Source organism: Streptomyces sp. JL2001 (assembly GCF_050917515.1).
Classification (GTDB): domain Bacteria; phylum Actinomycetota; class Actinomycetes; order Streptomycetales; family Streptomycetaceae; genus Streptomyces.
Map to the genome: position 1 here is coordinate 615,061 of NZ_CP169421.1, position 24,273 is coordinate 639,333.

Below are 24,273 nucleotides of genomic sequence, written 5' to 3' on the forward strand. Positions count from 1 at the left end.
CCCCGAGAGGCCGGTCGTCCGCGGCGCCGTTCCGACCGGGCCGGGCCCTTGTCCGCCCGCTTTCGACCGTACGGAGAAGAGCCGCTCCATGAGAAGATTCCTCGCCGGATTCCGCACCGCCGTCGTGACGGCGGTCTGTACCCTCGCCGCCGCCGTGGCCCTGCCGGTGGCCCCCGCGCAGGCCGCCACCCACGACCCCGTGCTGTTCGTCCACGGCGTCTACATGGACGGGCCCACCACGTGGACCGACATGATCGCCGACTTCGAGCGTGAGGGCTGGGACCCCGACTCGCTGCAGATGATGAACTACAACTCCTTCCAGGACCTGGAGGCCAGCGCCGCCGAGGTGGTCCAGGAGGTCGCCGCGCTGCGGGCGAAGACCGGGGCGGCCAAGGTCGACATCGTCACCCACTCCATGGGCGCGCCGATGGTCCGCTGGTACCTGAAGTTCCTCGGCGGCACCCAGTACGTCGACGACTTCGTCTCGATCGCCGGCGGCAACCACGGCGGCATCGGGACCGAGTTCTGCGCCCCCGTCCAGCCGTCCTGCCAGGACATGCTGATGTACAGCCCGTTCCTGAACGCCCTCAACTCCGGCGACGAGACCCCCGGCCCGACGAACTACACCGCCATCTGGTCGAACTGCGACGAGGTGCTCAACCCGGACGCGACCGCCCTGCTCGACGGGGCGAACAACATCTGGGCCGGCTGCATCGGCCACCTCACCATGGCGGCCTGGCCGCCGAACTTCGACCGCACCCAGAACGCGGTCGCCTGACGCCCCGATGAGAGAGGCCCTGGTCACCACCGTGACCAGGGCTTCGTCGTGTTCCCGTCGCGGGTCAGGCGATGTCGACGACCGTGCGCAGGGCCTCGCCCGTGCGCATCTGGCGCAGCGCCTCGTCGATGCCGTCCAGCGGCACATGGTGGGTGATCATCGACTCCAGGTCGAGGCGTCCGGCGCGCCACAGGTCGATGATCGTCGCGTACGTGCGGCGCACATCGGCGCCACCGTAGAACGAGGGCAGGAGCTTCTTCTCGCTGCCGACCAGTTCGCCCATGCCGATGTCCGGAAGGTCCCGCTGCCCGCCGACGCCGACGAGGCAGACGGTGCCGCCGTTGCGTGCGGTGTCGTAGGCGGACCGGAGGGTGGCGGGCCTGCCGACGGCCTCGAAGGCGTAGTCGAATCCGACGCCGCCGGTGAGGCGCTTCACGGTGTCCTTGAGCTGCTCCGGGGCGGCCGTGTCGGTGGCGCCGAAGCCCAGCGCCCAGTCGCGCCGGTTGGGCGTGGGGTCGACGGCCAGGATACGCGCGGCGCCGGCGACCTTCGCGCCCTGGACGATGCTCATGCCCACGCCGCCGAGTCCGATGACGGCCACGGAGGAACCGGGCCGCACCCGGGCGGTGTTGAGCGCGGCGCCGATGCCGGTGGTGACGCCGCAGCCGATCAGCGCGGCGATGTCGTACGGCAGGTCGTCCGGGATCGGGACGGCGGCGTTGGCCGCGATCACGACCTCCTCGGCGAAGACGCCCGCGCCGAACATGCCGGGGACGGGGTCCTCGCCCACCCGGAAGTTGGGGGTGGCGAGGTTGCGGTACCCGCTGCGGCACAGGTGGCCCTCGCCGGCCCGGCAGGAGGGGCAAGCGTCGCACGGGGGCATCCAGCAGACGATGACGCGGTCGCCGGCCTTCACGCTTGTGACGCCCTGACCGACCTCGACGACCTCGCCGGCGCCCTCGTGGCCCAGCACGCAGGCCGTGGGGTGCGGTACGAGGCCGGTCATGACCGACAAGTCGGAGTGGCACAGGCCGGCCCGGTGCATCCGCACCCTGACCCGGCCGGGGCCGAAGGAGACGGCTTCCGCGTCGACGACGTCCAGTGTCTCGTCGCCGGTCTTACGAAGGACCGCAGCGCGCATGGTTCTCTCTTCTCGGGTCGGCGGGGCTCAGCCCCGGCGGGGCGGAACGGGCAGGTGGACGCTCTGGTACTCGAAGTAGCCGGCCAGGCCCTCGGGGCCGAACTCGCGGCCGATGCCGGAGTTCTTGAAGCCGCCGAAGGGGGCGGCGGGGTCGAGGCGGAAGCCGTTGACCGAGTAGGTGCCGGTGCGGACCCGGCGGGCGAACCGGACGCCGCGCTCCTCGTCGGCGGTGAAGACGGCGCCGGAGAGGCCGTAGTCGGAGTCGTTCGCGATCCGGACCGCGTCCTCCTCGGTCTCGTACCGCAGGAGGCAGACGACGGGCCCGAAGATCTCCTCCCGGGCGATGCGCATGTCGTTGGTGACCTCGCCGAACAGGGTCGGTTCGACGTACCACCCGGTCTCCCGGTCCGCGGGGGTCCCGCCGCCGGTCAGGACCTCGGCGCCCTCGTCCCGGCCGATACGGACGTAGTCCAGGACGCGCTGCCGCTGGTTGCGGGTGACCATCGGGCCGACGACGGTGGCGGGGTCCGCCGGATCCCCGACCTTCAGCGCCCGGAAGGCCTCGGTGAGCCGGGCGGCGACCTCGTCGTACCGGGAGGCGGGGGCGAGGACGCGAGTGAGGGCGACGCACGCCTGGCCGCTGTTGGCGGCGCAGGTGGCGCCGACGACGACGGGCAGGGCCGTGTCGAGGTCGGCGTCCTCCAGGAGGACGGCGGCGGACTTTCCGCCGAGCTCCAGGGACACCCGGGTGAGGTTCCGGGCAGCGGCGGCCATGACCGCCTTGCCCGCCGCGACGGAGCCGGTGAAGGCCACCTTGTCGATGCCGGGATGGGCGGCGAGGTAGGAGCTCGTCCCCCGGTCGGCGGGGAGCACCGACAGGACGCCCTCGGGCAACCCGGCCTCCTCGCAGATCTCGGCGAGGAGGAAGGCGTCGAGCGGAGTCTCCGGGGCGGGCTTCAGGACGACGGTGCAGCCGGCCAGGAGGGCGGGGGCCAGCTTTCCGGCGATGGTGAACTGCGGGACGTTCCAGGGGGTGATGGCGGCGACGACGCCGACGGGCTGCCGTCGGACGAGGACGGGCCCGGTGAGCCCCTCCCGTTCCTCCTCCAGCGTGAGTCGCTCGGCGGCGGCGAGCGCGGCGGCGAAGATGCCGACCGGGGCGAGGGCCTGGCCGCGCAGCGAGAAGCCCAGGGGCGAGCCGTTCTGCAGGGTGATGAGCTCCGCCATCTCCTGGTAGCGGGCGAGCAGGGCGTCCTTGATCCGGGTGACGACCTCGGCCCGTTCGGCGACGGCCAGCCGGGGCCAGGAACCGTGGTCGAAGGCGTCGCGGGCGGCGGCGACCGCCCGGTCGACGTCCTTCGGGTCGGCGTGCGGAACGCGGCCGACGACCTGCTGCGTCACGGGCGACACGACCTCGATGGTGGCGGCGCCGGCGGGCTCGACCCACCGGCCGCCGATGAAGAGTCTGTCGTACTGGGTGATCTCGGCCATGTGCCGTCTGTGCTCCTGGGGTGGGTGACGGTGTTCCGTCACGGAAGGACGATCGGGAAGGCGGTGCTCGGCTGTTCGAGGAGCGCCTGGAGGGTGGCGAGCGCGCCGGTGTCGCCGTCCGCGCGGATCGCCCCGGTGTCCAAGGCGTCGGTGAAGGCACAGCGGCCGGCGACGATCCGGTCGAGCGTGCCGCGCGCGAGACGGAGGGCGACCTGGGGCTCCTCGCCGCCGGGGGCGTCCCCGGGCAGCGGCGTGAGCACCCCGTTGCCGAGCAGCAGCGTCCACACGTCGCCGGTGTCCGTGAACTCCCAGCGCAGCAGCAGCCGGTGGGCGGCGGCCCGGGGGCCGTCCACGCAGACGGCCAGACTCTCGAAGACCTGCCGTGTGGTGAGGGCTGCGATCATGTCGACGGCGCCGAGGGAGAAGCCGGGCCGCGTCGGGGGCCGCTCGTCGTGCGGGGCGCGCAGCTCCTGGGCGCCGGTGAGGTAGAAGTTGCGCCAGGTCCCGTTCTCCTGGGCGTGGGCGAGCCGTTCGTACGTCGAGGCCAGCAGTTCGCGGGCCTCGGTGTTCGCCGGGGCTGCGAACACCACGTGGTTGACCACCTCGGCGACCCAGCGCAGGTCGTCCTCCTCGTACGAGGCCCGCGCCTTGGCGAGGACGGCGTCGGCGCCGCCCATGTAGGCCACGTACCGCTCGGCCTGTTCGACGGGCGGGTGCTGCCACAGGTGGGCGGGGTTGCCGTCGAACCAGCCCATGTAGCGCTGGTAGACGGCCTTGACGTTGTGGCTGAGGGAGCCGTAGTAGCCGCGGACGCTCCAGGCTCGGCCCAGCTCGCCGGGGAACGCGGTCAGTTCCTCGGCGATCTCGGGGCCGGTCAGGCCGCGGTTCATGAGGCGGACGGTCTGGTCGTGGAGGTACGCGTAGGCGTCGCGCTGTTCGGTGAGGACGCGGTGGACGCGGTCGCGGCCCCAGGTGGGCCAGTGGTGGGAGCCGATGAGAACCTCGGCGTCCTCGAAGAGCCGGAGCGACTCGGTGAGGGAGGCTGCCCAGGCGTGGGCGTCGCGGACGAGGGCTCCGCGGAGGGTGAGCACGTTGTGCAGGGTGTGGGTGGCGTTCTCCGCGATCAGTAGGACCCCGAGGTCGGGGAGGGCGAGGTTCATCTCGCTCGGCGCCTCGGTCTCGGGGGCGAGCTGGAAGACGAACCGCACGCCGTCCAGCGTCGCCTCCTGTCCGGTGGCCTCCACGGTGAGGGTGGGCGGGATCAGCCCGAAGCCGCCCCGGGACATGCCCTGGGCCAGCCCGAAGCCGACCATGCCCTCGGGCCCCGCGGGCAGCCGAGCGCCGTACATGTAGGAGGCGCGGCGGCGCATGGCGGGGCCGGCGAAGACGTTCTCGCTGACCGCGTGCTCCATGAAGCCCTCGGGGGCGACCACGGCGCAGTCCCCCGCGGCGACCGTCGCGGGGTCGGTGACGCCGTGGACGCCGCCGAAGTGGTCGCCGTGGCTGTGGGTGTAGATGACGGCCGTGACGGGGCGGTCGCCGCGGTTGCGCCGGTAGAGCGCCAGGGCGGCCTCGGCCGTCTCCCGCGAGCAGAGCGGGTCGATCACCACCACACCGGTGCCGCCCTCGACCAGGGTCATGTTGGAGCCGTCCAGGCCCCGTACCTGATGGACGCCGGGGACGACCTCGAACAGGCCCTGGAGGGAGTTGAGTTGCCCGATCCGCCACAGGTGGGGGTGGACGGTGTCCGGGCAGTCCTGGTCCAGGACCGCCCAGCGCTCGTTGTCCCAGACGACGCGGCCGCGGCTGTCGCGGATCACGCAGGGTTCGAGCCGGTCGACCAGGCCGCGCGTGGCGTCGGCGAAGTCGGTGCGGTCGTGCGGGTCGGGCCCCGCGGGGTCGAGGTCTGCGGTGTACATGGGTGTCCTTCCGCCGGCTCCGCGACGGGGCCGCGGCCGGCCTGCGCGTCGGGGGATCAGCGGAGCGGGGCGGGCCCGCGGCCGGCCGGGCGGGCGTACAGGGCCTCGATCTCCTTGGCGTACTTCTCGGTGACGACCTTGCGCCGCACCTTCATCGTGGCCGTCAACTCGTCACCGTTGGCCTCCCAGAACACGGGCAGGACGGTGAAGGCGCGGACCTGCTCCACGCGGGCGAGCCGGCCGTTGCCCCGGGTGACGCCCTCCTCGACCGCGGCGCGGACCTTCGGGTGCCGGGCGAGGGCTGCGGGGCCGGTGTCGGTGAGGCCCTGGGCGGCGGCGAAGGCGCGCGCCTCCTCGGGGTCGAGGGTGATGAGGGCGGTCACGTGGGGGCGGGTGTCGCCGATGGCGACGATGGAGCCGATCAGCGGGCACTCCAGCTTGACGGAGTTCTCGATGTGGGACGGCGCCATGTTCTTGCCGGACGAGTTGATGATCACGTCCTTCTTGCGGTCGACGATGCGGACGTAGCCGTCGGCGTCGAGGGTGGCGACGTCGCCGGTGTGCAGCCAGCCGTCGGCGTCGACGGCCTCCGCCGTCTTCTCGGGGTCGTTGCGGTAGCCGCGCATCACGCCGGGGCTGCGGAGCAGCAGTTCGCCGTCGTCGGCGAGCCTGACCTCGACGCCGTGCCGGGCCTGGCCGACGGTGCCGGGGCGCCGCTTGCCGGGCATGTTGGCCAGTCCCGCCGCCGCGGTCTCGGTCATGCCCCACACCTCGCAGAGCGGCACGCCGAGCGCCATGAAGAACTCCAGGGCCTCTGGGGCGATCGGCGCTCCGCCGGACGTGGTCACCCACATCCGGTCGAGACCGAACTCCTCGCGGAGGGGGCGGAGCACCCGCTCGTCGGCGAGCGCGAGGAGCTTTTGCTCCGCGGGGGCCAGGACGGTCCCGGCCACCTCCGCGCGGGCCGCGGCGGTGCCGAGGCGGAAGGCTTCCTCGAAGGCGGCCTCGGCCTGTCCGGTCCGAGCGGCGAGGGCCTGTTCGATCTGGGCCTTGATCTTGTACCAGATCATGGGTACGCCCATGAAGCCGGTGGGGTGCACGTCCTTGAGGACCTGGATCACGGTCTTGCCGTCGCGCACGGTGGTGACCGTGGACCCCGTGGCGATGGGGCCGTAGTGGGCCGACCAGCGGTTGGCGAGGTTGGCGTCGGGGAGGTACGACACCATGCTGCCGCGCAGGTCGGTGCTGCCCGTGATCTCGGTCTGCGAGGTCATGTTGCTGCTCAGCGAGAAGAGCAGGTTGCCGTGGGTCAGTTCGACGCCCTTGGGGGCGCCGGTGGTGCCCGAGGTGAAGATGAGGGTGAGCAGGTCGTCGCGGGTGACGGCCCGCCAGGCGGCGTCGAAGTCGAAGCCCGCCGGTTCCCGGGCTTCGAGGCCGGCGAGGCCGACGGCGCCGTCCGCCTCGCCGTCGACACAGACCACGGTGCCGGTCCCGGCCTGGCGTCCCGCGTCGCGTACCCGGTCGAGGAACTGCTCCTCGCAGACGACGACGTCGTTGCCCGCCACGGAGAACAGATGGGCGATCTGGTCGGCCGGGTAGGTGTTGTAGACCGAGTACGAGGCGGCGCCGAGGTGCATCACGGCGGCGTCGACCAGGTGGAACTCGGGGCGGTTGGTGAGCATGAGCGCGACGGTGCTGCCGCGGCCCACGCCGAGCGAGGCGAGACCGGCCGCGATGCGACGGACCCGCTGGTCGTACTGGTGCCAGGTGAGGGTCACCGTGCCGTCCGACGAGCGCAGGGCGGTCTCGTCGGGAACGGCGGCGACGGTGGCCTGGAAGACGTGGCAGAGGCTCGCCGCCTCGGCCACCTGTCCGGGCGACATCATGTCGGACACGTTCGGCCTTTCTGGGTTTCTCCGGGAGCCGGACGCCGGCTCAGGCGGTGGCGTCCGACAGGGCCTTGGCGGCCTCGGCCGCCTTCGCCGCCTTGGCCTGCGCGTGTGCGGCGCGGAAGGCGTCGACCGCGCGCTGGTGGTCGCCCGAGGCGAAGCACTCCTTCTCGGTGGCGAGGGCCGCGTCGAGGGTGAGGTTGGCGGTGTCGAGCCAGATCCTGTTCAGGGCCTGCTTGGTGCCCTGGACGGCGCGGACCGTGCCGCCGGCCAGCCGGGTGGCGAGGGCGTGCGCCTCGTCGAGCAGGCTCTCGGGCTCCACGACGCGGTTCACCAGGCCGATCCGCTCCGCCTCGGCCGCGGTGAGCTTGTCACCGGTGAGCAGGTACTCCTTGGCGCGCGCCATGCCGACCAGCCAGGGCCAGGCGATGAGGCCGCCGTCGCCGGCGACGACGCCGACCGTCACGTGAGGGTCGGAGATGACCGCGGTGCGCGACATGAGGGTGATGTCGCAGAGCAGCGCGAGCGTGGCCCCGAGGCCGACGGCGGGGCCGTTGATCGCCGCGACGACCGGCTGGGGGACTTCCAGCAGGTCGGTGACGATCTTACGGGCGTCCTTGAAGAAGGCGTCGAGCACCGGTCCCGCGCCGGGCCGGGGGCCCTTGAGGACGTTGCCGCCCGCGGAGAACGCCTTGCCGCGGCCCGTCAGCACCACGGCCCGGACGTCGTCGTCCTTGCGGATCTCGGCGAAGACCCGGGCCAGTTCGCTGTGCAGGGGGATGTGGATCGCGTTGTAGTCGTCGGGGCGGTTGAGCTCCACCGTGAGGACATGTCCGTCACGGCGGAAGGCCAGGTACTCGTAGTCGGAGTAGCGCTCGGTGCTGTTCATGCGTCCTCTTCCAGGGAACTGAGCCAGGCCGGCTACACAGAAGTAGATCGAATTTCCATCAACTTGTGTGGCATCTCGACTTGGCCAAGCGGGCCTCAAGTTCGATGCTGAGCCTAATCACCGTTAACCTAAGCGTCAACGGCCACCTTGGCCGGCGGAGCCGCCGCGGCGAAGGAGGCGACGTCCCGCTCGGGCCTGACCAGCCGCATCGCGGTCAGCGCCGCGACCAGGAGGAGGGCTCCGAGGCCGGCGAAGCCCAACCGGTAGCCGTCGAGCGGGTCCGCCGCGGCGTCCACCAGGCCGCCCAGGACCAGGGGGGCCAGGACGCCGCCCATGCTGTAGCAGCTGACCATCACGCCGATGACCGTGCCGCGCTGACGGGCCGGGGTGACGTCCGAGACGAGCGCCCAGGCCACGCCCTGCGCCCCCACGCACAGGGACGTGCCGACCACGAGGAAGAAGACCTGCGCCGGACCGCGCCCAAGGGCCGGCCAGAGCATCGTGCACAGCCCGGCGACCGCGACCAGTACGCAGGACAGCAGGCCGCGCGAGGCCCTCACACCGGCCCCCCGCTTGGTCATGGTCCGAGAGACGGCCCCGAAGACGATCATGAGCACACCACCGCTGCCGTAGGTCAGCGCCACCAGCCACCCGGTGGTGGTGGCGTCGTACCCCAGGCCCTGACGCAGGGCGAGCGGCAGCCAACTGACCTTGATCGCGACGCTCGCGTAGGTGGCGAAGAACAGGACGGTGAGTCCGACGACGGTGCCGGAGGCGAGCAGCCGGCGGTACGGCACGCGCTCCGGCAGATCGACGAAGATCGATCCCGCATGGCCGACCGCCTCGGGGCCGTCGCGGCCCACGAGCAGCCAGACGACGACCCAGACCAGGCCCGCGGCGGCCGTGACGGCGAACGCCGCATGCCAGTCGAAGCGCGCCACCACGGCAGTGATCACCGGAGCGGCGACGAGCGGGCCGAAGGACGCGCCGGCGATGACGAGGGAGGTGGGCAGCGTGCGCCGGTCGGCCGGGAACCAGCTGTGCGCGACACCGAGAGCCATGGCGGCCGAGGGCCCTTCGGCGAACCCGAGGAGCATCCGGCTGACCAGCAGGACCGTGAAGCTGGTGCTCCACACCATCGGGAGCAGGCAGAGCACCCAGAGCAGGGCGACACCCCCCAGCAGCCAGCGAGCGGGGATCCGGCCGGTCAGGAAGCCGCCCGCGACGGCACCCGCCGCGTACAGCCAGAAGAATCCGCTCTGGACGACGCCGAACTCGCCGGCGTCGATGCCGAGGTCGTGGAGGAGGTCGACGCCGACGAGGCCGACGACGGCCTTGTCGGCGTAGTTGAGGAGCATGAAGGCGAGGAGCGCCATCACCATGAGCCAGGCCCGGCGGCGGTACGACGGGGGCGCTGCGTCGGCGGGCGTGGACGGGGGCAGGGAGTCGGCAGCCATGGGCGACCTTCTTCGCAGGAGGGAGTCGTGGGCTGGACGCACCCACACGGGATCCGCGGCCGCAGTCCTCGCTGAGGTGCGCGTCACAGACCCGGCCGCCGCACACGAGTGAACCACCGCATGAACGACCAGACAAGGCATCGCCCTATCGATGGCTAACTTGTGGCTAGCTGGCCTGGCCGAACGGGTCTCATGGAGGCGATCAGTGGATCACTTGGAAGTCCTCCTCCGGGCGGCACGACAACGGGCCCGGTCCTCGCGAGGAAGGATCGGGCCCGCAGCGGGATCGTCGGAGTGTCAGTCCTCCGGAGGCGTGTCCACCGGCAGGCCGAGCACCGTCCGCCCGAGGGCGACGATCTCCCGGCGGAGCGCCCGGCGGGTCCAGAGCTCGTCGGCCTGGCTGAGCGTGGTCACGACGGTGTGCGCCGTGTGGACCAGCAACTCAGCCTCCGCCGAGGACAGTTCGGGCTGGTGACCGGAGAGGAGGGCCGTCCACTCGGTGACGTAGTCGTGCTGCATCCGGCGGACGGCCTGCCGTTCCTCGGCGGGCACGTTGACGATCTCGTGGAGCAGCGCCCTCATGGCGTCGCCGTGCTGGATGCTGACCCGCACGAACGAGTGCAGGGCGCCGTCGAGAGCCTGGCCGGGCTCCTCCGCGTACTCCAGGGCCGCCGACAGGTCGAAGAGCATCGCCTCCAGGCAGCGGGTCAGCGCCGCGACGAGGATCGCGGACTTCCCGGCGAAGTGGTGGTACAGGCTGGGGCCCGCCATGCCGGCGGCGGCGGCCGCGATGTCCTCCATGCCGACCGCCTCGTACCCCCGCTCGGCGAAGAGCCGGGTGGCGACGGTGAGGACCGCCTCGCGGCGCGAGACCGGCAGCAGGCGGCCGCGCGGCACCGGCCGCCGCCCGCCCTCGGCCTCCTCGTCCGGAGCGAGCCCCCGGAACGCGCAGAGGAGTACGGCGAGATCCGTCATCAGCGGCCGGGCACGGGCGGGCTCGACCTTCCCCGCGTGCTGGCTCATGGCGGCGAAGACGGCGATGACCGCCCGCAGCAGCAGCTCGGCCCCGCCGGCCGTCAGGTCCGGACGGGAGGCGGCGATCGCGGCCCGCAGCGGCTCTATGGTGGCGATGTACCGGGTGCGCAGCTCCTTGCGCTGCTCCGCCGGCAGGTGCGGCAGCTCCCGCTCCCAGAGGACACCCGTGTGACGGCGCTCCAGCATGGCCCCGGCGACCGCGTCGAGCATCTCGCGCAGATCGCTGTACTCGCCCTGGAAGGGCTGGGTGTTCTTGTCGATCGCGTCCACCAGGGTGGCGTGCAGCAGCTCCTGCTTGCCCCGGAAGTGCCGGTACACGGCGGGGCCGGAGATGCCGACCGCCTCGGCGATGTCGGAGATGCCCACGTTGTGGAATCCGGACGCGCGGAACTGCTCGGAGGCGGCAGCGACGATCTGCTGCTTCCGGTCCCGGGGGCGCGTGCTCCTCGGCCGGGCTTCGGTCATCGGGCTGGCATCTCCCCTGTTCAGTTCGCTGCTTCGGCAGCTCGATGGTAACGGCCCGGCCGACCGCCCGATCCGCCGGCCGGGCCGTTCCCGGCCACGTCAGCGGTACAGCGGGAGGATGTGCCCCGACATGAATTGAGACTCCGGGGTCGCCAGGTAGCGGACGGCGCGGGCCACGTCCGCCTCGGTGCCGACGCCGGCCATCAGCTCCTCGGCGCGCCGGGCGTCACGCTCTCCGATCTCGCGGGCCCGCATCCGCAGCCGGCCCGTCGCGATGGGGCCGGGCGCGACGCAGTTGGCGCGGACGCCGCGCGGGGCGAGGTCGGCGGCGAGGTAGCGGGTGTAGTGCATGACGGCGGCCTTGCTGACGCCGTAATGCGCGTACGAGCCCACGTCGTTGGGCTTGACGCCGGTGACGGAGCCCATGGTGACGATGGCCGGCCGGTCGGCGCCGAGCAGGGCGGGCAGCGCGGCCTGGACCGTGGTGACGGTGCCGTAGAGGTTGCGGCGCATGACCTCGTCGAGCTGTTCGAGGTCGACGGCCGAGCCCCGGTTCCCGTCCAGCGGGCCCGATCCGCCGCCCGCGTTGCAGACGAGGGCGTTCAGCCCGCCCCACTCCGCGGTGACCCGGGCGACGACCTCCTCCATGGCGGCCCCGTCGGTGGTGGACGCCTGGGCGGAGACGACCCGGGCACCGGCCTCCTCCAGCTCGCTCATGACTGTCCGCGTCTGGTCGTCGTCGTAGGCGAGGTAGCCGTCGAAGTCGACGTCGACGACGGCCACGTCGTGGCCGGTGCGTGCGAGCTCCAGCGCGACGGCCCGGCCGATGCCGCGTGCGGCGCCGGTCACCAGCGCCGTCCGCCTGCTGCCGTGGGACTCCTGCATGGTGGTCTCCCGAGGTTCGTGGGGTGGATGGGTCCGGCCGGGCGGGCCGGGAGGACACGCGCTAGCGGACGACGCCCGCGGCGCGCAGCCCCGCGACGGCCTCCGGGCCGTAGCCGGCCTGGGCGAGCACCTCGTCGGTGTGGGCGCCGACGACCGGCGCGGGCTCCGGATCGGCGGCGGGCGTGCCCGAGAAGCGGGGCACGGGAGCGGGTTCGACGCCGCCGTGCGGGCCCGTGCGGAAGGTGCCCCGGGCGGCGTTGTGGGGGTGGTCCGGCGCCTCGGTCAGGGAGAGGACCGGAGTCACGCAGGCGCCGCGCCCCTCGAAGGCCGCCGCCCACGCGTCGCGGGGGCGGCCCGCGAAGACGGTGGCGAGCCCCTCGCGCATGGCGGGCCAGGCGGTGCGGTCGTACTGGTCGGCGAAGACGGGATCGTCCTGGAGCCCGAGGACTTCCAGCAGCGCCGCGTAGGAGCGCCGGTCGCCGATGCCGAGGGCGACGTGGCGGCCGTCGGAGCAGCGGTGGACGCCGTACCAGGGGCAGCCGCCGTCGATGGTGTTGGCCGCGCGCTGGTCCTTCCAGCGGCCCTGGGCGAGGAAGCCGTGGACCATGGCGAGGAGGGAGGCGGAGCCGTCCGTCATGGCGGCGTCCACGACCTGGCCGCGTCCGGTGACCCCGGCGCTGACGAGGGCACTGACGACGCCGAAGGCCAGGAGCAGGCCGCCGCCGCCCATGTCGCCGAGGAGGTTCAGCGGGATCACCGGCTCCTCGCTCCCGCCGATGGCGTGGAGCGCGCCGGTGAGGGCGATGAAGTTGATGTCGTGCCCGGCCTCCTGGGCCAGCGGGCCGTCCTGGCCCCAGCCGGTCATCCGGCCGTAGACCAGGGCCGGGTTGCGGGCGAGGAGCGCCTCGGGGCCTACGCCGAGCCGTTCGGCGACGCCGGGGCGGAAGCCCTCGATCACGATGTCCGTGTCGGCGGCGAGCGCCAGCACGACGGCCGTGCTGTCCGGGTGCTTGAGGTCGAGGGTGAGGGAGCGGCGGCCCCGGTGCAGGACCGGGGCGGGGTTGGCCAGTCCGGCCTCGTCGGGCCGGTCGAGGCGGATGACGTCCGCGCCGAGGTCGCCGAGGAGCATGCCCGCGTACGGGGCGGGGCCGATGCCGCCCAGTTCCAGCACGCGGACGCCGGCCAGGGGGCCGTTGGTGTCGAGCCCCGACGGGGGCAGGGGGTTCATGGTCGCGGTTCCTCGTTCCGTGGGTCCCGGCCCCGCGCCCGGCCGACGGGGGCGCGGGCGGGGGGCCGGTGGTCAGCCGTTCGTGCCGAAGCGGGGGGCTCGCTTCTCCACGAACGCGCGGCGCGCCTCCTCGGCGTCGGGTGACGCCGCGCACCAGGCGTACGTCTCGGCCTCCAGGGGCAGGTAGTCGCCGAGCGACAGGGTCTGGGCGGCCAGCAGGTTGCGGCGGGTGCGGGCGACGGCATGCGGTGAGAAGGACACGAGCTGCCCGGCGGTCTCCCGGACCTTCCCGGACAGCTCCTCCGGCGGAAGCACCGCGTTGACCAGCCCCCAGTCGGCGATCTCCCGGCCGCGCAGCTTCGGCGAGAGCAGCATCAGTTCCCTCGCCCTGGCGGGGCCGACGAGGCGGGTGAGGTGCCAGGACGCCCCGAGGTCGCCGGCGAAGGCGACCTTGACGAAGGCGGTGCTGAGCACGGCGGTGGTGTCGGCGTACCGGAAGTCGCAACCGAGCGCGAAGGACAGGTGGGCGCCGGCGATGCCGCCGCGCAGCTCCGCGATGGTCGGCGTGTTCATGTCGTACATGAAGTGGACCAGGCGGGTGTAGTGCAGCAGCGAGGTGCGGCCCGCGAGGTGGTCGCCCGGCGGGTACGGGGGCGGGGTCGTGTCGGAGTTGTCCCGGCCGACGCCCCAGTGCGGGCCGGTGCTTGTGAGGACGGCGGCGCGGACGGCCGGGTCGTTCTCGGCGCGTTCGAGGGCGTCGAGCAGGCCGTCGGCCATCTCGATGGTGAAGGAGTTGCGGCGCTCGGGGCGGTTCATCGCGATGGTGGCGACGCCGTCGGCGACCGTGGAGATGACGGTGTCCGTCATGGTGTGTCTCTCTGCTCGGAAGGCGAGGGGGGCGGTCGCGCGGGGATCAGCCGTGCGCGGCCGCGGCCTCGTGGGGCCAGGGGGCGCGCTCCACGACCCGTGCGCGCAGCGTGCGGGCCTCGCGGGGCATGTTCCAGGTGACGGCGGCGGTGGTCCGGCCGTCCCGCCCGTAGAGGGCGGCGAAGGGGCCCTCGTCCGGATCGCCGGCGACCACGAGGACGTCGGCGTCCTCGGAGGGCCGGCCGTAGGCCTGGATCCTGACGTCGTACTGGTCGGTCCAGAAGTACGGCACGGGGGCGAACGGCTCCCGTCGGCCGAGCAGGGTGCGGGCGGCCGCCATGCCCTGTTCGGTGGCATTCATGCGGTGCTCGACGCGGATCCTGCCGTGGTCGGGGTGGAGCCAGGAGGCGACGTCGCCCGCCGCCACGACGCCGGGGGCAGCCTCGCAGAACGCGTCGCAGAGCACTCCGTCACCGAGGGGCAGGCCGCTGTCGCGCAGCCAGTCGACGGCGGGCGCCGAGCCGATCGCGACCAGGACCACCTGGGCGGGGAGCGTGGCGCCGTCGTCCAGGCGTACGCCGGTGACCCGGCCGTCCTTCTCGGTGAAGCCGACGACGCCGGTGGCGCAGCGCAGGTCGACCCCGCGGGCGCGGTGCAGGCCGGCGACCCGGGCGGCGACCGCGGGGCCCAGCTGACGCACCATCGGTGCGGGCAGCGGATCCACCAGGGAGACGGCGCAGTCGAGTTCACGGGCCACGGCCGCGGCCTCGGCGCCGAGGAATCCGGCGCCGACGACCACGACGGAGGGGGCCGCCCGCAGGGCGTGGCGCAGTGCCAGGGCGTCCTCCAGGTCGCGCAGCACGTGCACGCCGTCGAGGTCGTGGCCGTACGGCAGCCGGCGGGGCCGTACGCCGGTGGCGATGACGAGGCCGTCGTACGGGACGCGTGCGCCGTCCGCCAGTGCGACGGTGCGTCCGGCCAGGTCCAGGCCGACGGCGGCGCGGCCGAGCAGCCACTCCGCGTCGAGCCCGTCGCGCGTCTCCGCGGGGCGCAGGGCGAGCCGTCCGGGCTCCCACTCCCCCTTGAGTACCTGCTTGGACAGCGGCGGCCGGTCGTAGGGCGGGTGCCGTTCCTCACCGACGATCGTGAGGTGTCCGGTGTGGCCCTCGCGGCGCAGGGTCTCGGCGGCGGTCAGGCCGGCGGCGGAGGCGCCGACCACGACGATCCGGGAGGGCGTCACCGGTCGTTCACCTCGATGGCGAGGGCGGGGCAGAGCAGCGCCGCCTCGCGGACGGAGGCGTGCAGTTCGGGGCCGGGGTTCTCGATCAGGAGGAAGGCCACGCCGTCCTCGTCGCGCTGGTCGAAGACGTCGGGCGAGGCGACCACGCACTGCCCGCCGCCGACGCACTTGGCCTCGTCGATGTGGATCTTCATGGGTGGGGGTCCTCTCGGGTCTTACCAGGTCACCAGGAGCGAGTGGGCTCCGTAGATCGACATGTCGTGCTTGAAATCGATGTCGCCGAGCGGCTGGGCGAGGGCCAGCGTGGGGATGCGGCGGAAGAGGGTGCCGAAGACGACCTGGAGCTCCACACGGGCCAGTTGCTGTCCCAGGCACTGGTGGACGCCGAAGCTGAAGGCGAGGTGGTGGCGGGCGGGGCGGGTGACGTCCAGGTCGTCCGCCGGGAGCGTGGACTCGGTCTCGAACGCCTCCGGGTCGCGGTTGGCGGTGTCGATCGCGCAGACGATGCCTTCGCCCTTGCGGATCAGCTGTCCGCCGATCTCCATGTCCTCGCCGGCGACGCGGCGCAGACCGCTGTGGACGACGGTGAGGTAGCGCAGGAGTTCCTCGACGGTGTTCGCGATCAGCGCCGGGTCGTCGGCGTGGGTCCGCACCTTCTCCAGCTGTTCGGGGTGGCTGAGGAGGGCCGCCGTGCCCAGGGCGATCATGTTCGCCGAGGTCTCGTGGCCGGCGGTGAGGAGCAGGAGGGCCATCTTGGCCAGCTCGTCACGGGTGCGGAGACCGGTCTTGAGCTGTTCCTGGGCCAGTCGGCTGAGGAGGTCGTCGGCGGGTGCGATGACCTTCTCGTCGAGCAGGCCGCCCAGCAGGTCGAGGAGCCGGTCGGTGGCGGCGACGGTGTCCTCCGGGGTGGAGGCCCGGTCGACGAACGCCTTGGTGAGGCCGTGGAACTCGTCCTGCGCGGCGTACGGCACGCCGAGCAGTTCGCAGATCATCAGGGAGGGCACGGGCAGGGCGAAGACCTCGACCAGGTCGACCGGCTTCGGCCCGGCCAGCAGGGAGTCGATCAGCTGGTCGGTGATCCCCTGGATGTGGTCGCGCAGCGCCTGCATCCGGCGGGCGGTGAAGTCGCGGGCGAGCACTCGGCGGGGCTCGTCGTGCTCGACCGGGCCGTCGCTGGTGAAGAAGGACTTGGCGCGCTTCCGCCGGGCCTGGATGGCGGCGGACTGGTGCGGGTAGCCGGGGTTGTCCGTGTCGGAGCTGATCGCCGGGTGGCTGAGCACGGCACGGATGTCCTCGTGGCGGGTGACCAGCCAGGGCTCGCTGCCGTCCCAGATGCGGATCCGGCTGACCGGCGCGGCGGCCTGGAGGTCGACGAGCGCCGGCGGGGGGTCGAACGGGCAGCGCGCGGCCCGTTCCATCGGGAACGCGGGGGCTGCGGGGGTATCGGCCATGGGATCTCCCTGGAGTCACGAGCGGAGCGCCACTGCCCCCTCGATCACTGTTTCGATTCAAACCATAGTTAACTTAGAGACGTGGATGTCAAGCCTTGTAGCTCTATTGAGGCGCCTCGCGTTGATCACACCCTAATCATCGATCACATGAAATCAGCGCGCAGATTGCGCTCCCGGTGCCGCCACACCTTGACTCGCATCGGGGCGAGGGTCGAAAGTTAACGGCGATTAGACACTCAAAGGGAGGTCTCATGGGCCGCAGAGTGCTGGTGGCGGGCGTCGGCATGGTGCCGTTCGCCAAGCCCAGTGCCGCCAAGACGTACGACGACATGGGGGCGGGAGCCGTGAAGGCGGCCCTCGACGACGCCGGTCTCCCGTACGCCGGCGTCCAGCAGGTGTACGCCGGCTATGTGTACGGCGATTCGACCTGCGGGCAGCGGGTGGTCTACCGATTCGGTCAGACCCGGGTTCCGGTGCTCAACGTCAACAACAACTGCGCCTCGGGCTCCTCGGCGCTGTGGCTGGCCCGCCAGGCGGTCGAGAGCGGCGCCGTGGAGTGCGCGCTCGCGGTCGGCTTCGAGCAGATGCCGCCCGGCGCCCTCGGGGCCAAATGGGCCGACCGCCCCACGCCGCTGACCGACTTCGCCGCCGCCCTCCACGACGTGTACGCGGTCGATCCCGGCCTGCCGATGACCCCTCAGTACTTCGCCGCCGCGGGTGTGGAGTACATGGAGAAGTACGGCATGGCGCCGGAGACGTTCGCCAGGGTCTCGGTGAAGGCGCGGACACACGCGGCGAACAACCCCTACGCGGTCTTCCGCGACCCGATCACCCTCGACGACGTGCTCGGCTCACCGGCCGTCGCCGGTCCGCTGACGCGGCTGCAGTGCTGCCCGCCCACCTGCGGGGCCGCGGCGGCGATCGTCTGCTCCGAGGAGTACGCCCGTGCCCACGGCCTGCGCCCGAAGGTCGCCATCGCCGCCCAGACGCTCCAGTCGGACGCGGAGGGACTCTTCGACAAGCGGAGCGCCATGTCGCTGGTCGGCTCGGACGTGACCCGCGCGGCGGCGGCGGAGGTGTACGAGAAGGCCGGCGTCGACCCGCGGGACATCAAGGTCGTCGAGCTGCACGACTGCTTCACCGTCAACGAGGTCCTCACCTACGAGGGCCTGGGCCTGTGCGAGGAGGGCGGCGCCGAGAAGTTCGTCCTCGACGGCGACAACACCTACGGCGGTCGCGTCGTCACCAACCCCTCGGGCGGCCTGCTCTCCAAGGGCCACCCGCTCGGCGCCACGGGCCTCGCCCAGACCGCCGAGATCACCTGGCAGCTGCGCGGGGAGGCGGGCGCACGCCAGGTCGAGGACGTCACCCTCGGCCTCCAGCACAACCTCGGCCTCGGCACCGCCGGGGTCGTCACCCTCTTCGAGAAAGTCTCCTGACCCATGCCCATCGACCCCGCCGTCATCGGCACCCGCACCCCGGCGTTCTCCACCGTCGCCGAACGGGGCCGGCTGCGCTTCTTCGCCGCCGCCACCGGCCAGGACGACCCGGTCTACCGCGACGTGGAGGCGGCGAAGGCCGCGGGCCACCCCGACCTGCCGATCCCTCCCACCTTCCTCTTCTGCCTGGAGATGGACGACCCCGACCGGGGCTCCTTCCTCGCAGACCTGGGCGTCGACGTCCGGACGATCCTGCACGCCGGACAGCGGTTCGACTTCCACGAGCAGGCGTACGCCGGAGACACCCTGACCTACACCACCGAGGTGAAGGACGTGTACGCGAAGAAGGGCGGCGCCCTGGAGTTCATCGTCCGCGCCACCCACGTCACCCGGGGCGAGACTCCGATCGCCACCCTGACCGGCACCATCGTGGTGCGCGACCCGAAGGCGGGCCAGTGACGACCACCCTGAGGCCGGGCGCCACGCTCACGCTGGAGTGCCCGAAGATCACCCGTACCGCGCTCGCCCTCTACGCGGGCGCCTCGGGCGACCACAACCCGGTGCACATCGACATGGACGCCTGCCGGGCGGTCGGCATCGACGACGTCTTCGCCCACGGCATGCTCTCCATGGCCTACCTCGGCCGCCTCCTGACCGACTGGGTGCCCCAGGAGCGCATCGCCTCGTACGAGGTGCGCTTCACCTCCATCACCCCGGTCAACGCCACCCCGACCTGCACCGGCGTGGTCACCAGGGTCGAGGACGGCCTCGCCCACCTCGACCTCACCGTCCTCCTGCCCGACGGCACCGTGACCCTCCGGGGCTCCGCCACCCTCACCACCGAACGATAAGGACCACCATCATGGGAACCCTGGACGGCAAGGTCGCCCTCGTCTCCGGCTCGGGCCGCGGCATCGGCCGCGAGGTCGCGCTCAAGCTCGCCTCCGAGGGCGCGGCGGTCGTCATCAACGACCTCGACAAGGAGCCCGCGGAGGCCACCGTCGCGGACATCGTCGCCGCCGGCGGCAAGGCCGTCGCCTGCGTCGGCTCGGTCGTCGAGGACGACTTCGCCGACCGGTTCGTGAACACCGCGGTCGACACCTTCGGCGGCCTCGACATCATCGTCAACAACGCCGGCTACACCTGGGACACCGTCATCCAGAAGATGACCGACGAGCAGTGGGACGCCATCCTCGACGTCCACCTCAAGGCCCCGTTCCGGATCCTGCGCGCCGCCCAGCCGTACATCAAGGCGAACCCGACGGACCACCACCGCAAGGTCGTCAACGTCTCCTCCGTCTCGGGCGTCTACGGCAATCCGGGGCAGATCAACTACGCCTCCGCCAAGGCCGGCGTCATCGGCCTCACCAAGACCATGGCCAAGGAGTGGGGCCGCTACAAGGTCAACGTCAACGCGGTCGCCTTCGGCTTCATCCTCACCCGCATGACCGAGGCCGTCGCGACGGACGGGGACACCACGGTCGAGATCGAGGGCCGCCGGATCAAGGTCGGCGTGAGCCAGGCGGCGATGGACTCGGTCCGACGCACCAACCCCCTCGGCCGGCCGGGCACCCCCGCCGAGGCCGCCGGCGCCGTCTACCTGTTCTGCACCCAGGACTCGAACTACGTCTCCGGGCAGGTGCTGACCGTCGACGCGGGCAGCCGCTGACACCGAGGAACCAGCCCTTCGGCCCGCCCCTGGAAGGGGCGGGCCGAAGGGCTGCGCACAGTGGCGCCAGGCCGCGGAACGGCTCCCGCGGAGCCACAGGGCGCGCCCGAGGCCGGCGCACGCGGCGACCGGGATCAGCAGCGGCAGGGCGTTGGCCACCGGGGAGTCGGTCCCGGTCAGATCGGCGTAGTGGACGATGCCCAGGACGGTCGCGCCGCCCACACCTCGCCTCGCGCGACCTCGACCGGACCCTGGCCGACGTCGAGGCGCTGGTCCTCCAGCCGGTCCGCTACGCCGACCCGCGGCCGGCCACGACGGGACCGTGAGGCTCCTCGCGCGGGGCGAGGCCGACCCGGTCGCGGAAGACGGGCCGCGGGCCGCCGTAGCGGCCGAGGAGTTCGCGGGTCGCCTCGTCCATGGGCCACGGCCGGCCCGTGCCGGACGCCAGCAGGACGGCACCGGACTCGGCGACGACGGCGGGATCGTCGTGGCCTTCCTCGTGGATCGCCGCGGCCAGCGCCAGGCTGCTGCCGCCCAGCACGGGGATCCACAGCCGCACCCGGAGCGACCGCACCGGGGGCCGGACCTCCCGGCGGTACTCGACGAGGTGCTGGCCTATCACGAGCCGGGCACGGCCGCCGAGCACCTCCAAGAGGCCGCCCGGCCCCGCCGGGCCGGGTCCGAGGAGGCGGTTGCGCGCCTCGTCGAGGAGGCGCAGGTGGGCGACGTTGTTCACGTGTCCGTCGGGGCCGAGGTCGGAGACCCGGACGTCCAGGCGGACGGAGAGTCCGGTGGTCGCCGTCCCGCTCACCGGAAGGCGTCCTGGCCGGTCAACAGCTTGCCGATGACCAGCTGGTGCATCTCCGGCGTGCCCTCGTAGGTGAGGACGGACTCCAGGTTGGCCGCGTGCCGCATGATCGGGTACTCGTGGCTGATGCCGTTGGCGCCGAGGACCGTCCGGCTGGTGCGGGCGATGGCGATGGCCTCCCGGACGCTGTTGAGCTTGCCGTAGCTGACCTGCTCGGGGGTCAGGGTGCCGGCGTCCATGCGGCGGCCGAGGTTCAGGGCGAGGAGCAGGCCCTTGTTGAGTTCCAGGGACATGTCGGCGAGCTTGGCCTGGGTGAGCTGGAAGCCGCCGATGGGCCTGCCGAACTGCTCCCGGGTGACGCTGTAGTCGCGGGCCGTCTCCAGGCAGGAGCGGGCTGCGCCCAGGGCGCCCCAGACGATGCCGTAGCGGGCCTGGTTCAGGCAGGAGAGCGGGCCGCGCAGGCCGTGCGCCTCCGGGAGGACCGCGTCGCCGGGCAGGCGCACGCCGTCCAGCACCAGCTCGCTGGTGACGCTCGCCCGCAGGGATCCCTTGTGCTTGATCTCGGGGGCGGAGAAGCCCGCCGTGTCGGTGGGGACGACGAAGCCGCGGATGCCCTCGTCGGTCCGGGCCCAGACGACGGCCACGCCGGCGACGGAGCCGTTGGTGATCCACATCTTGCGGCCGTCGAGGACCCAGTCGGTGCCGTCGCGCCTGGCGGTGGTGCGCATCGAGCCGGGGTCGGAGCCGTGGTCGGGCTCGGTGAGGCCGAAGCAGCCGATGACCTCGCCGGCCGCCATACGCGGCAGCCACTGCCGCTTCTGCTCCTCGGAGCCCCAGCGGTGGAGGGCGTACATCGCGAGGGAGCCCTGGACGGAGACCAGGGAGCGGAGGCCGGAGTCGGCGGCCTCCAGCTCCAGACAGGCCAGCCCGTACTGGACCGCGCTCGCCCCGGCGCAGCCGTAGCCCGCCAGGTGCATGCCGAGGGCGCCGAGGGCGCCCAGCTCCCGGGCCAGCTCGCGGACCTGGGGCAGCTCACCGGCCTCGTACCACTCGGCGACGTGGGGCAGGACCCGGTCGCGGCACCAGGCCCGGACGGTGTCACGGACGGCGCGGTCCTCGTCGTTCAGCAGATCGTCGATACCGAGCGGGTCGGTGACGTCGAGCACGGGCATGGCACAACCTCGTTCTGTGGAAGGGGAGTTCGGGACCTACAGGCCCATGTCCTTGGCGATGATGGTCTTCATGACCTCGTTGGTGCCGCCGTAGATGCGGGACACGCGCGTGTCGGCGTAGTGGCGGGCGATGGGGTACTCGGTCATGAAGCCGTATCCGCCGTGCAGCTGGAGGCACTTGTCGATGACCCGGCCTGCGGCCTCGGTGCAGAACAGCTTGATCCGCGCGGCGTCGGCCGCCGTCAGCTCGCGGGCGTCCTCCAGCTCCATGCCCCGGTCGACCATGGCCTGGGCCGCGGCCACCTCGGCCTCGCACTCGGCGAGGACGAACCTGGTGTTCTGGAAGGCGGCCACCGGCCTGCCGAAGACCGTGCGGTCACCGGTGTACTCCACGGCGCACCGGATCGCCGCGGCGGCGGACGCGACCGCGTTGACCGCGATGGAGAGGCGCTCCCGGGGGAGGTTCTGGCCGAGGTACGAGAAACCCTGGCCGACCTCGCCGAGGACGTTCTCCACCGGGACCCTGACGTCGGTGAAGTGCAGCTCCGAGGTGTCGCGGGCGTGCAGGCCGAGCTTCTCCAGCTGCTTGCCGTAGCCGAAGCCCTCACTGTCGGTCGGGACGACCAGGAGGGTCAGACCAGCCCGGCGGTCCTCGGCGGTGGCGGGGGAGGTCCGGGCGGCGACGATGCACAGTTCGGAGTTGAGGGCCCCGGTGATGAAGGTCTTGGCCCCGTTGAGGACGTAGTGGGTGCCGTCCTCCGACAGCTCGGCCTTCGTGCGGATGCCCGCCACGTCGGAGCCGGTGCCCGGCTCGGTCATGGCGAGGCACAGGCAGATCTCCCCGGAGGCCACGCCCGGGAGCCAGCGCCTCTTCTGCTCCTCGGTGGCCAGGCCCAGCAGGTAGGGCAGGGAGATGCTGGTGTTGATGGTGTAGTGGGCGAAGGAGACGCCGTCGGCCGCCGCGGTCTCCTCGGCGAGGATCGCCTCGTACTTGAAGCTGGTCTCCCCGGGGCCGCCGTACTCCTCCGGGATGCCGAAGCCCAGCACGCCCAGGGCGCCGAGCTTGTGGAACAGCTCGCGCGGGGTGCGCCGGGCCGCCTCCCACGCGGCGAAGTACGGGGTGACCTCCTTGGCGACGAAGTTGCGGACCACGGCGCGGAACGCATCGTGCTCCTCGGTGTAGACGGTGCGCTTCATCGGGTGTCGCTCCTCGGTCCTACAGCAGTTCCAGGATGGTGGCGTTGGCCATGCCGCCGCCCTCGCACATGGACTGGAGGCCGTACCGGAGGCCGTGGTCGCGCATGTGGTGGACGAGGGTGGTCATGATGCGGGCTCCGGAGCCGCCGATGGGATGGCCGATGGCCATGGCGCCGCCGTTGGGGTTCATGCGCGCGTAGTCGGCGCCGGTCTCGCGCAGCCAGGCGAGGGTGACGGAGGCGAACGCCTCGTTGATCTCGTAGACGCCGATGTCGTCCAGGGCCAGGCCGGCCTTCTTCAGCGCCTTGGCGGTGGCCGGGATGGGGCCCTTGAGCATGGTGACCGGGTCGGTACCGGTGACGACAGCCGTGTGGATGCGCGCCATCGGGGTCCAGCCCTGGGCCCGGGCGAACTCGCTGGTGGTGATGAGCAGGGCGCCGGCACCGTCGGAGATCTGGGAGGCGTTGCCGGCGGTGATGGAGCCGTTCTCCCCGTAGGCGGGCTTGAGGGAGGCCAGCTTCTCCAGGGTGGAGCCGCGACGGATGCCCTCGTCGGTGTCGAAGACGCGCTCCGTGCCGTCCTCGTCGGTGACGGTGACAGGGGCGATCTGGGCCTTGAAGCGGCCCTCGTCGATCGCCCGGGCGGCGCGGGCGTGGGAGTCGAGCCCGTGCTGGTCCAGCTCGGAGCGGGTGAGGCCGTACTCGTCGGCGATCATCTGGGCGCCGACGCCCTGGTGGAAGCGGACGCCGTCGTAGCGGTCCCAGACGTCCGGGCCGTGCGGCTCGCCGTACCTGCCGTCGAGCGCGGTCAGGCTGGGCGGGACGGCGCTCATCATCTCCACGCCGCCGGCGACGGCCACGTCGTACTGGCCGGAGACGACCCCCATGGCGGCGAAGTGGACGGCCTGCTGGGAGGAGCCGCACTGCCGGTCGATGGTCACTCCGGGCACGGACTCGGGCCAGCCTGCCGCCAGGACGGCGGACCGGCCGATGCAGCCGGTCTGCATGCCGACCGGGGCGGCGCAGCCCCAGATGACGTCGTCGACGAGGGCGGGGTCCAGGCCGGTGCGGTCCGCCAGGGCCTTGAGGACGTGGGCGGAGAGCGAGGCCGAGTGCAGCCGAGCCAGCGAGCCGTTGCGCTTTCCCACGGCGGTTCGGACGGCGTCGACGATCACTGCGTCACGCATGGTTGCTCCTTGCTGAGGGCGGGAGGGAGCCGCGACGGGCCGGCCACGGCGGAAGCGTTCCGCAGGG

Annotated in this window: 22 protein-coding genes; 5 read left to right on the forward strand and 17 right to left on the reverse strand. The window is 72.4% G+C overall.

What is annotated here, in order from left to right; all coding sequences use genetic code 11:
- The first annotated feature begins 88 nt into the window (after window positions 1–88).
- Window positions 89–778 (forward strand): esterase/lipase family protein, encoded by a 690-nt coding sequence (locus tag ACE1OA_RS02850; protein ID WP_384868505.1) that lies wholly within the window; start codon window positions 89–91, stop codon window positions 776–778.
- A 64-nt stretch (window positions 779–842) separates the two neighbouring features.
- On the opposite strand, the gene ACE1OA_RS02855 is transcribed toward ACE1OA_RS02850, so the two are convergent.
- From ACE1OA_RS02855 to ACE1OA_RS02915, 13 genes are all read right to left on the reverse strand, one after another.
- A complete protein-coding gene (locus tag ACE1OA_RS02855) occupies window positions 843–1,919 on the reverse strand; it encodes a Zn-dependent alcohol dehydrogenase (protein WP_432752182.1) in 1,077 nt (358 codons plus the stop codon).
- Window positions 1,920–1,946: 27 nt separating this feature from the next.
- Window positions 1,947–3,410, reverse strand: a complete 1,464-nt coding sequence (locus ACE1OA_RS02860; RefSeq protein ID WP_432752183.1) for an aldehyde dehydrogenase — start codon at window positions 3,408–3,410, stop codon at window positions 1,947–1,949.
- A gap of 38 nt (window positions 3,411–3,448) precedes the next feature.
- Entirely contained in the window at window positions 3,449–5,329 is a 1,881-nt protein-coding gene (locus tag ACE1OA_RS02865; RefSeq protein ID WP_432752184.1) for an alkyl/aryl-sulfatase, read from the reverse strand.
- A gap of 56 nt (window positions 5,330–5,385) precedes the next feature.
- Entirely contained in the window at window positions 5,386–7,215 is a 1,830-nt protein-coding gene (locus tag ACE1OA_RS02870; RefSeq protein ID WP_386540389.1) for an AMP-dependent synthetase/ligase, read from the reverse strand.
- A gap of 49 nt (window positions 7,216–7,264) precedes the next feature.
- Window positions 7,265–8,107 (reverse strand): enoyl-CoA hydratase/isomerase family protein, encoded by an 843-nt coding sequence (locus ACE1OA_RS02875; protein ID WP_432752185.1) that lies wholly within the window; start codon window positions 8,105–8,107, stop codon window positions 7,265–7,267.
- Between the two features lie 128 nt (window positions 8,108–8,235).
- Window positions 8,236–9,564, reverse strand: coding sequence for an MFS transporter (locus ACE1OA_RS02880; RefSeq protein WP_432752186.1), 1,329 nt, complete (start codon window positions 9,562–9,564; stop codon window positions 8,236–8,238).
- A gap of 297 nt (window positions 9,565–9,861) precedes the next feature.
- Window positions 9,862–11,064 (reverse strand): TetR/AcrR family transcriptional regulator, encoded by a 1,203-nt coding sequence (locus ACE1OA_RS02885; RefSeq protein WP_386540300.1) that lies wholly within the window; start codon window positions 11,062–11,064, stop codon window positions 9,862–9,864.
- 99 nt (window positions 11,065–11,163) lie between these two features.
- The gene (locus ACE1OA_RS02890; protein WP_386540299.1) at window positions 11,164–11,949 is read right to left on the reverse strand and encodes an SDR family NAD(P)-dependent oxidoreductase; all 786 of its coding nucleotides are present in this window, start codon (window positions 11,947–11,949) and stop codon (window positions 11,164–11,166) included.
- Between the two features lie 61 nt (window positions 11,950–12,010).
- Window positions 12,011–13,177: a CaiB/BaiF CoA transferase family protein gene (locus ACE1OA_RS02895; RefSeq protein ID WP_386540297.1), complete on the reverse strand. Its 1,167-nt coding sequence runs from the start codon at window positions 13,175–13,177 to the stop codon at window positions 12,011–12,013.
- A 72-nt stretch (window positions 13,178–13,249) separates the two neighbouring features.
- Window positions 13,250–14,044 carry an enoyl-CoA hydratase-related protein gene (locus ACE1OA_RS02900; RefSeq protein ID WP_432752187.1) on the reverse strand — a complete coding sequence of 265 codons (795 nt, stop codon included), beginning with the start codon at window positions 14,042–14,044 and terminating at the stop codon, window positions 13,250–13,252.
- Between the two features lie 46 nt (window positions 14,045–14,090).
- Window positions 14,091–15,284: an NAD(P)/FAD-dependent oxidoreductase gene (locus tag ACE1OA_RS02905; RefSeq protein WP_432752188.1), complete on the reverse strand. Its 1,194-nt coding sequence runs from the start codon at window positions 15,282–15,284 to the stop codon at window positions 14,091–14,093.
- Window positions 15,281–15,478 (reverse strand): ferredoxin, encoded by a 198-nt coding sequence (locus tag ACE1OA_RS02910; protein WP_386540291.1) that lies wholly within the window; start codon window positions 15,476–15,478, stop codon window positions 15,281–15,283. Before ACE1OA_RS02910 ends, ACE1OA_RS02905 begins: the two co-directional genes overlap by 4 nt.
- 21 nt (window positions 15,479–15,499) lie before the next feature.
- The gene (locus tag ACE1OA_RS02915) at window positions 15,500–16,735 is read right to left on the reverse strand and encodes a cytochrome P450 (RefSeq protein ID WP_386540289.1); all 1,236 of its coding nucleotides are present in this window, start codon (window positions 16,733–16,735) and stop codon (window positions 15,500–15,502) included.
- A gap of 251 nt (window positions 16,736–16,986) precedes the next feature.
- Here ACE1OA_RS02915 and ACE1OA_RS02920 point away from each other — a divergent pair, with 251 nt between their 5' ends.
- From ACE1OA_RS02920 to ACE1OA_RS02935, 4 genes are read left to right on the forward strand one after another with little or no spacing between them, the layout of a single operon-like run.
- Window positions 16,987–18,174, forward strand: coding sequence for a lipid-transfer protein (locus ACE1OA_RS02920; RefSeq protein ID WP_386540287.1), 1,188 nt, complete (start codon window positions 16,987–16,989; stop codon window positions 18,172–18,174).
- Window positions 18,175–18,177: 3 nt separating this feature from the next.
- The gene (locus tag ACE1OA_RS02925; RefSeq protein ID WP_386540285.1) at window positions 18,178–18,633 is read left to right on the forward strand and encodes a MaoC family dehydratase N-terminal domain-containing protein; all 456 of its coding nucleotides are present in this window, start codon (window positions 18,178–18,180) and stop codon (window positions 18,631–18,633) included.
- Window positions 18,630–19,025: a MaoC/PaaZ C-terminal domain-containing protein gene (locus ACE1OA_RS02930; protein WP_386540283.1), complete on the forward strand. Its 396-nt coding sequence runs from the start codon at window positions 18,630–18,632 to the stop codon at window positions 19,023–19,025. Before ACE1OA_RS02925 ends, ACE1OA_RS02930 begins: the two co-directional genes overlap by 4 nt.
- Window positions 19,026–19,036: 11 nt before the next feature.
- Window positions 19,037–19,843, forward strand: coding sequence for an SDR family NAD(P)-dependent oxidoreductase (locus tag ACE1OA_RS02935; protein WP_386540282.1), 807 nt, complete (start codon window positions 19,037–19,039; stop codon window positions 19,841–19,843).
- Between the two features lie 289 nt (window positions 19,844–20,132).
- On the opposite strand, the gene ACE1OA_RS02940 is transcribed toward ACE1OA_RS02935, so the two are convergent.
- Genes ACE1OA_RS02940 through ACE1OA_RS02955 form a run of 4 tightly spaced genes read right to left on the reverse strand, consistent with a single transcriptional unit; the run spans window position 20,133 to window position 24,206 of the window.
- Window positions 20,133–20,654, reverse strand: coding sequence for an acyl-CoA thioesterase (locus ACE1OA_RS02940; RefSeq protein ID WP_386546249.1), 522 nt, complete (start codon window positions 20,652–20,654; stop codon window positions 20,133–20,135).
- The gene (locus ACE1OA_RS02945) at window positions 20,651–21,823 is read right to left on the reverse strand and encodes an acyl-CoA dehydrogenase family protein (RefSeq protein WP_386546251.1); all 1,173 of its coding nucleotides are present in this window, start codon (window positions 21,821–21,823) and stop codon (window positions 20,651–20,653) included. Before ACE1OA_RS02945 ends, ACE1OA_RS02940 begins: the two co-directional genes overlap by 4 nt.
- Window positions 21,824–21,859: 36 nt before the next feature.
- On the reverse strand, window positions 21,860–23,020 hold the full coding sequence (locus tag ACE1OA_RS02950) for an acyl-CoA dehydrogenase family protein (RefSeq protein WP_432752189.1): 1,161 nt from the start codon (window positions 23,018–23,020) through the stop codon (window positions 21,860–21,862).
- A gap of 19 nt (window positions 23,021–23,039) precedes the next feature.
- The gene (locus ACE1OA_RS02955; protein ID WP_432752190.1) at window positions 23,040–24,206 is read right to left on the reverse strand and encodes a thiolase family protein; all 1,167 of its coding nucleotides are present in this window, start codon (window positions 24,204–24,206) and stop codon (window positions 23,040–23,042) included.
- Between the last annotated feature and the right edge of the window lie 67 nt (window positions 24,207–24,273).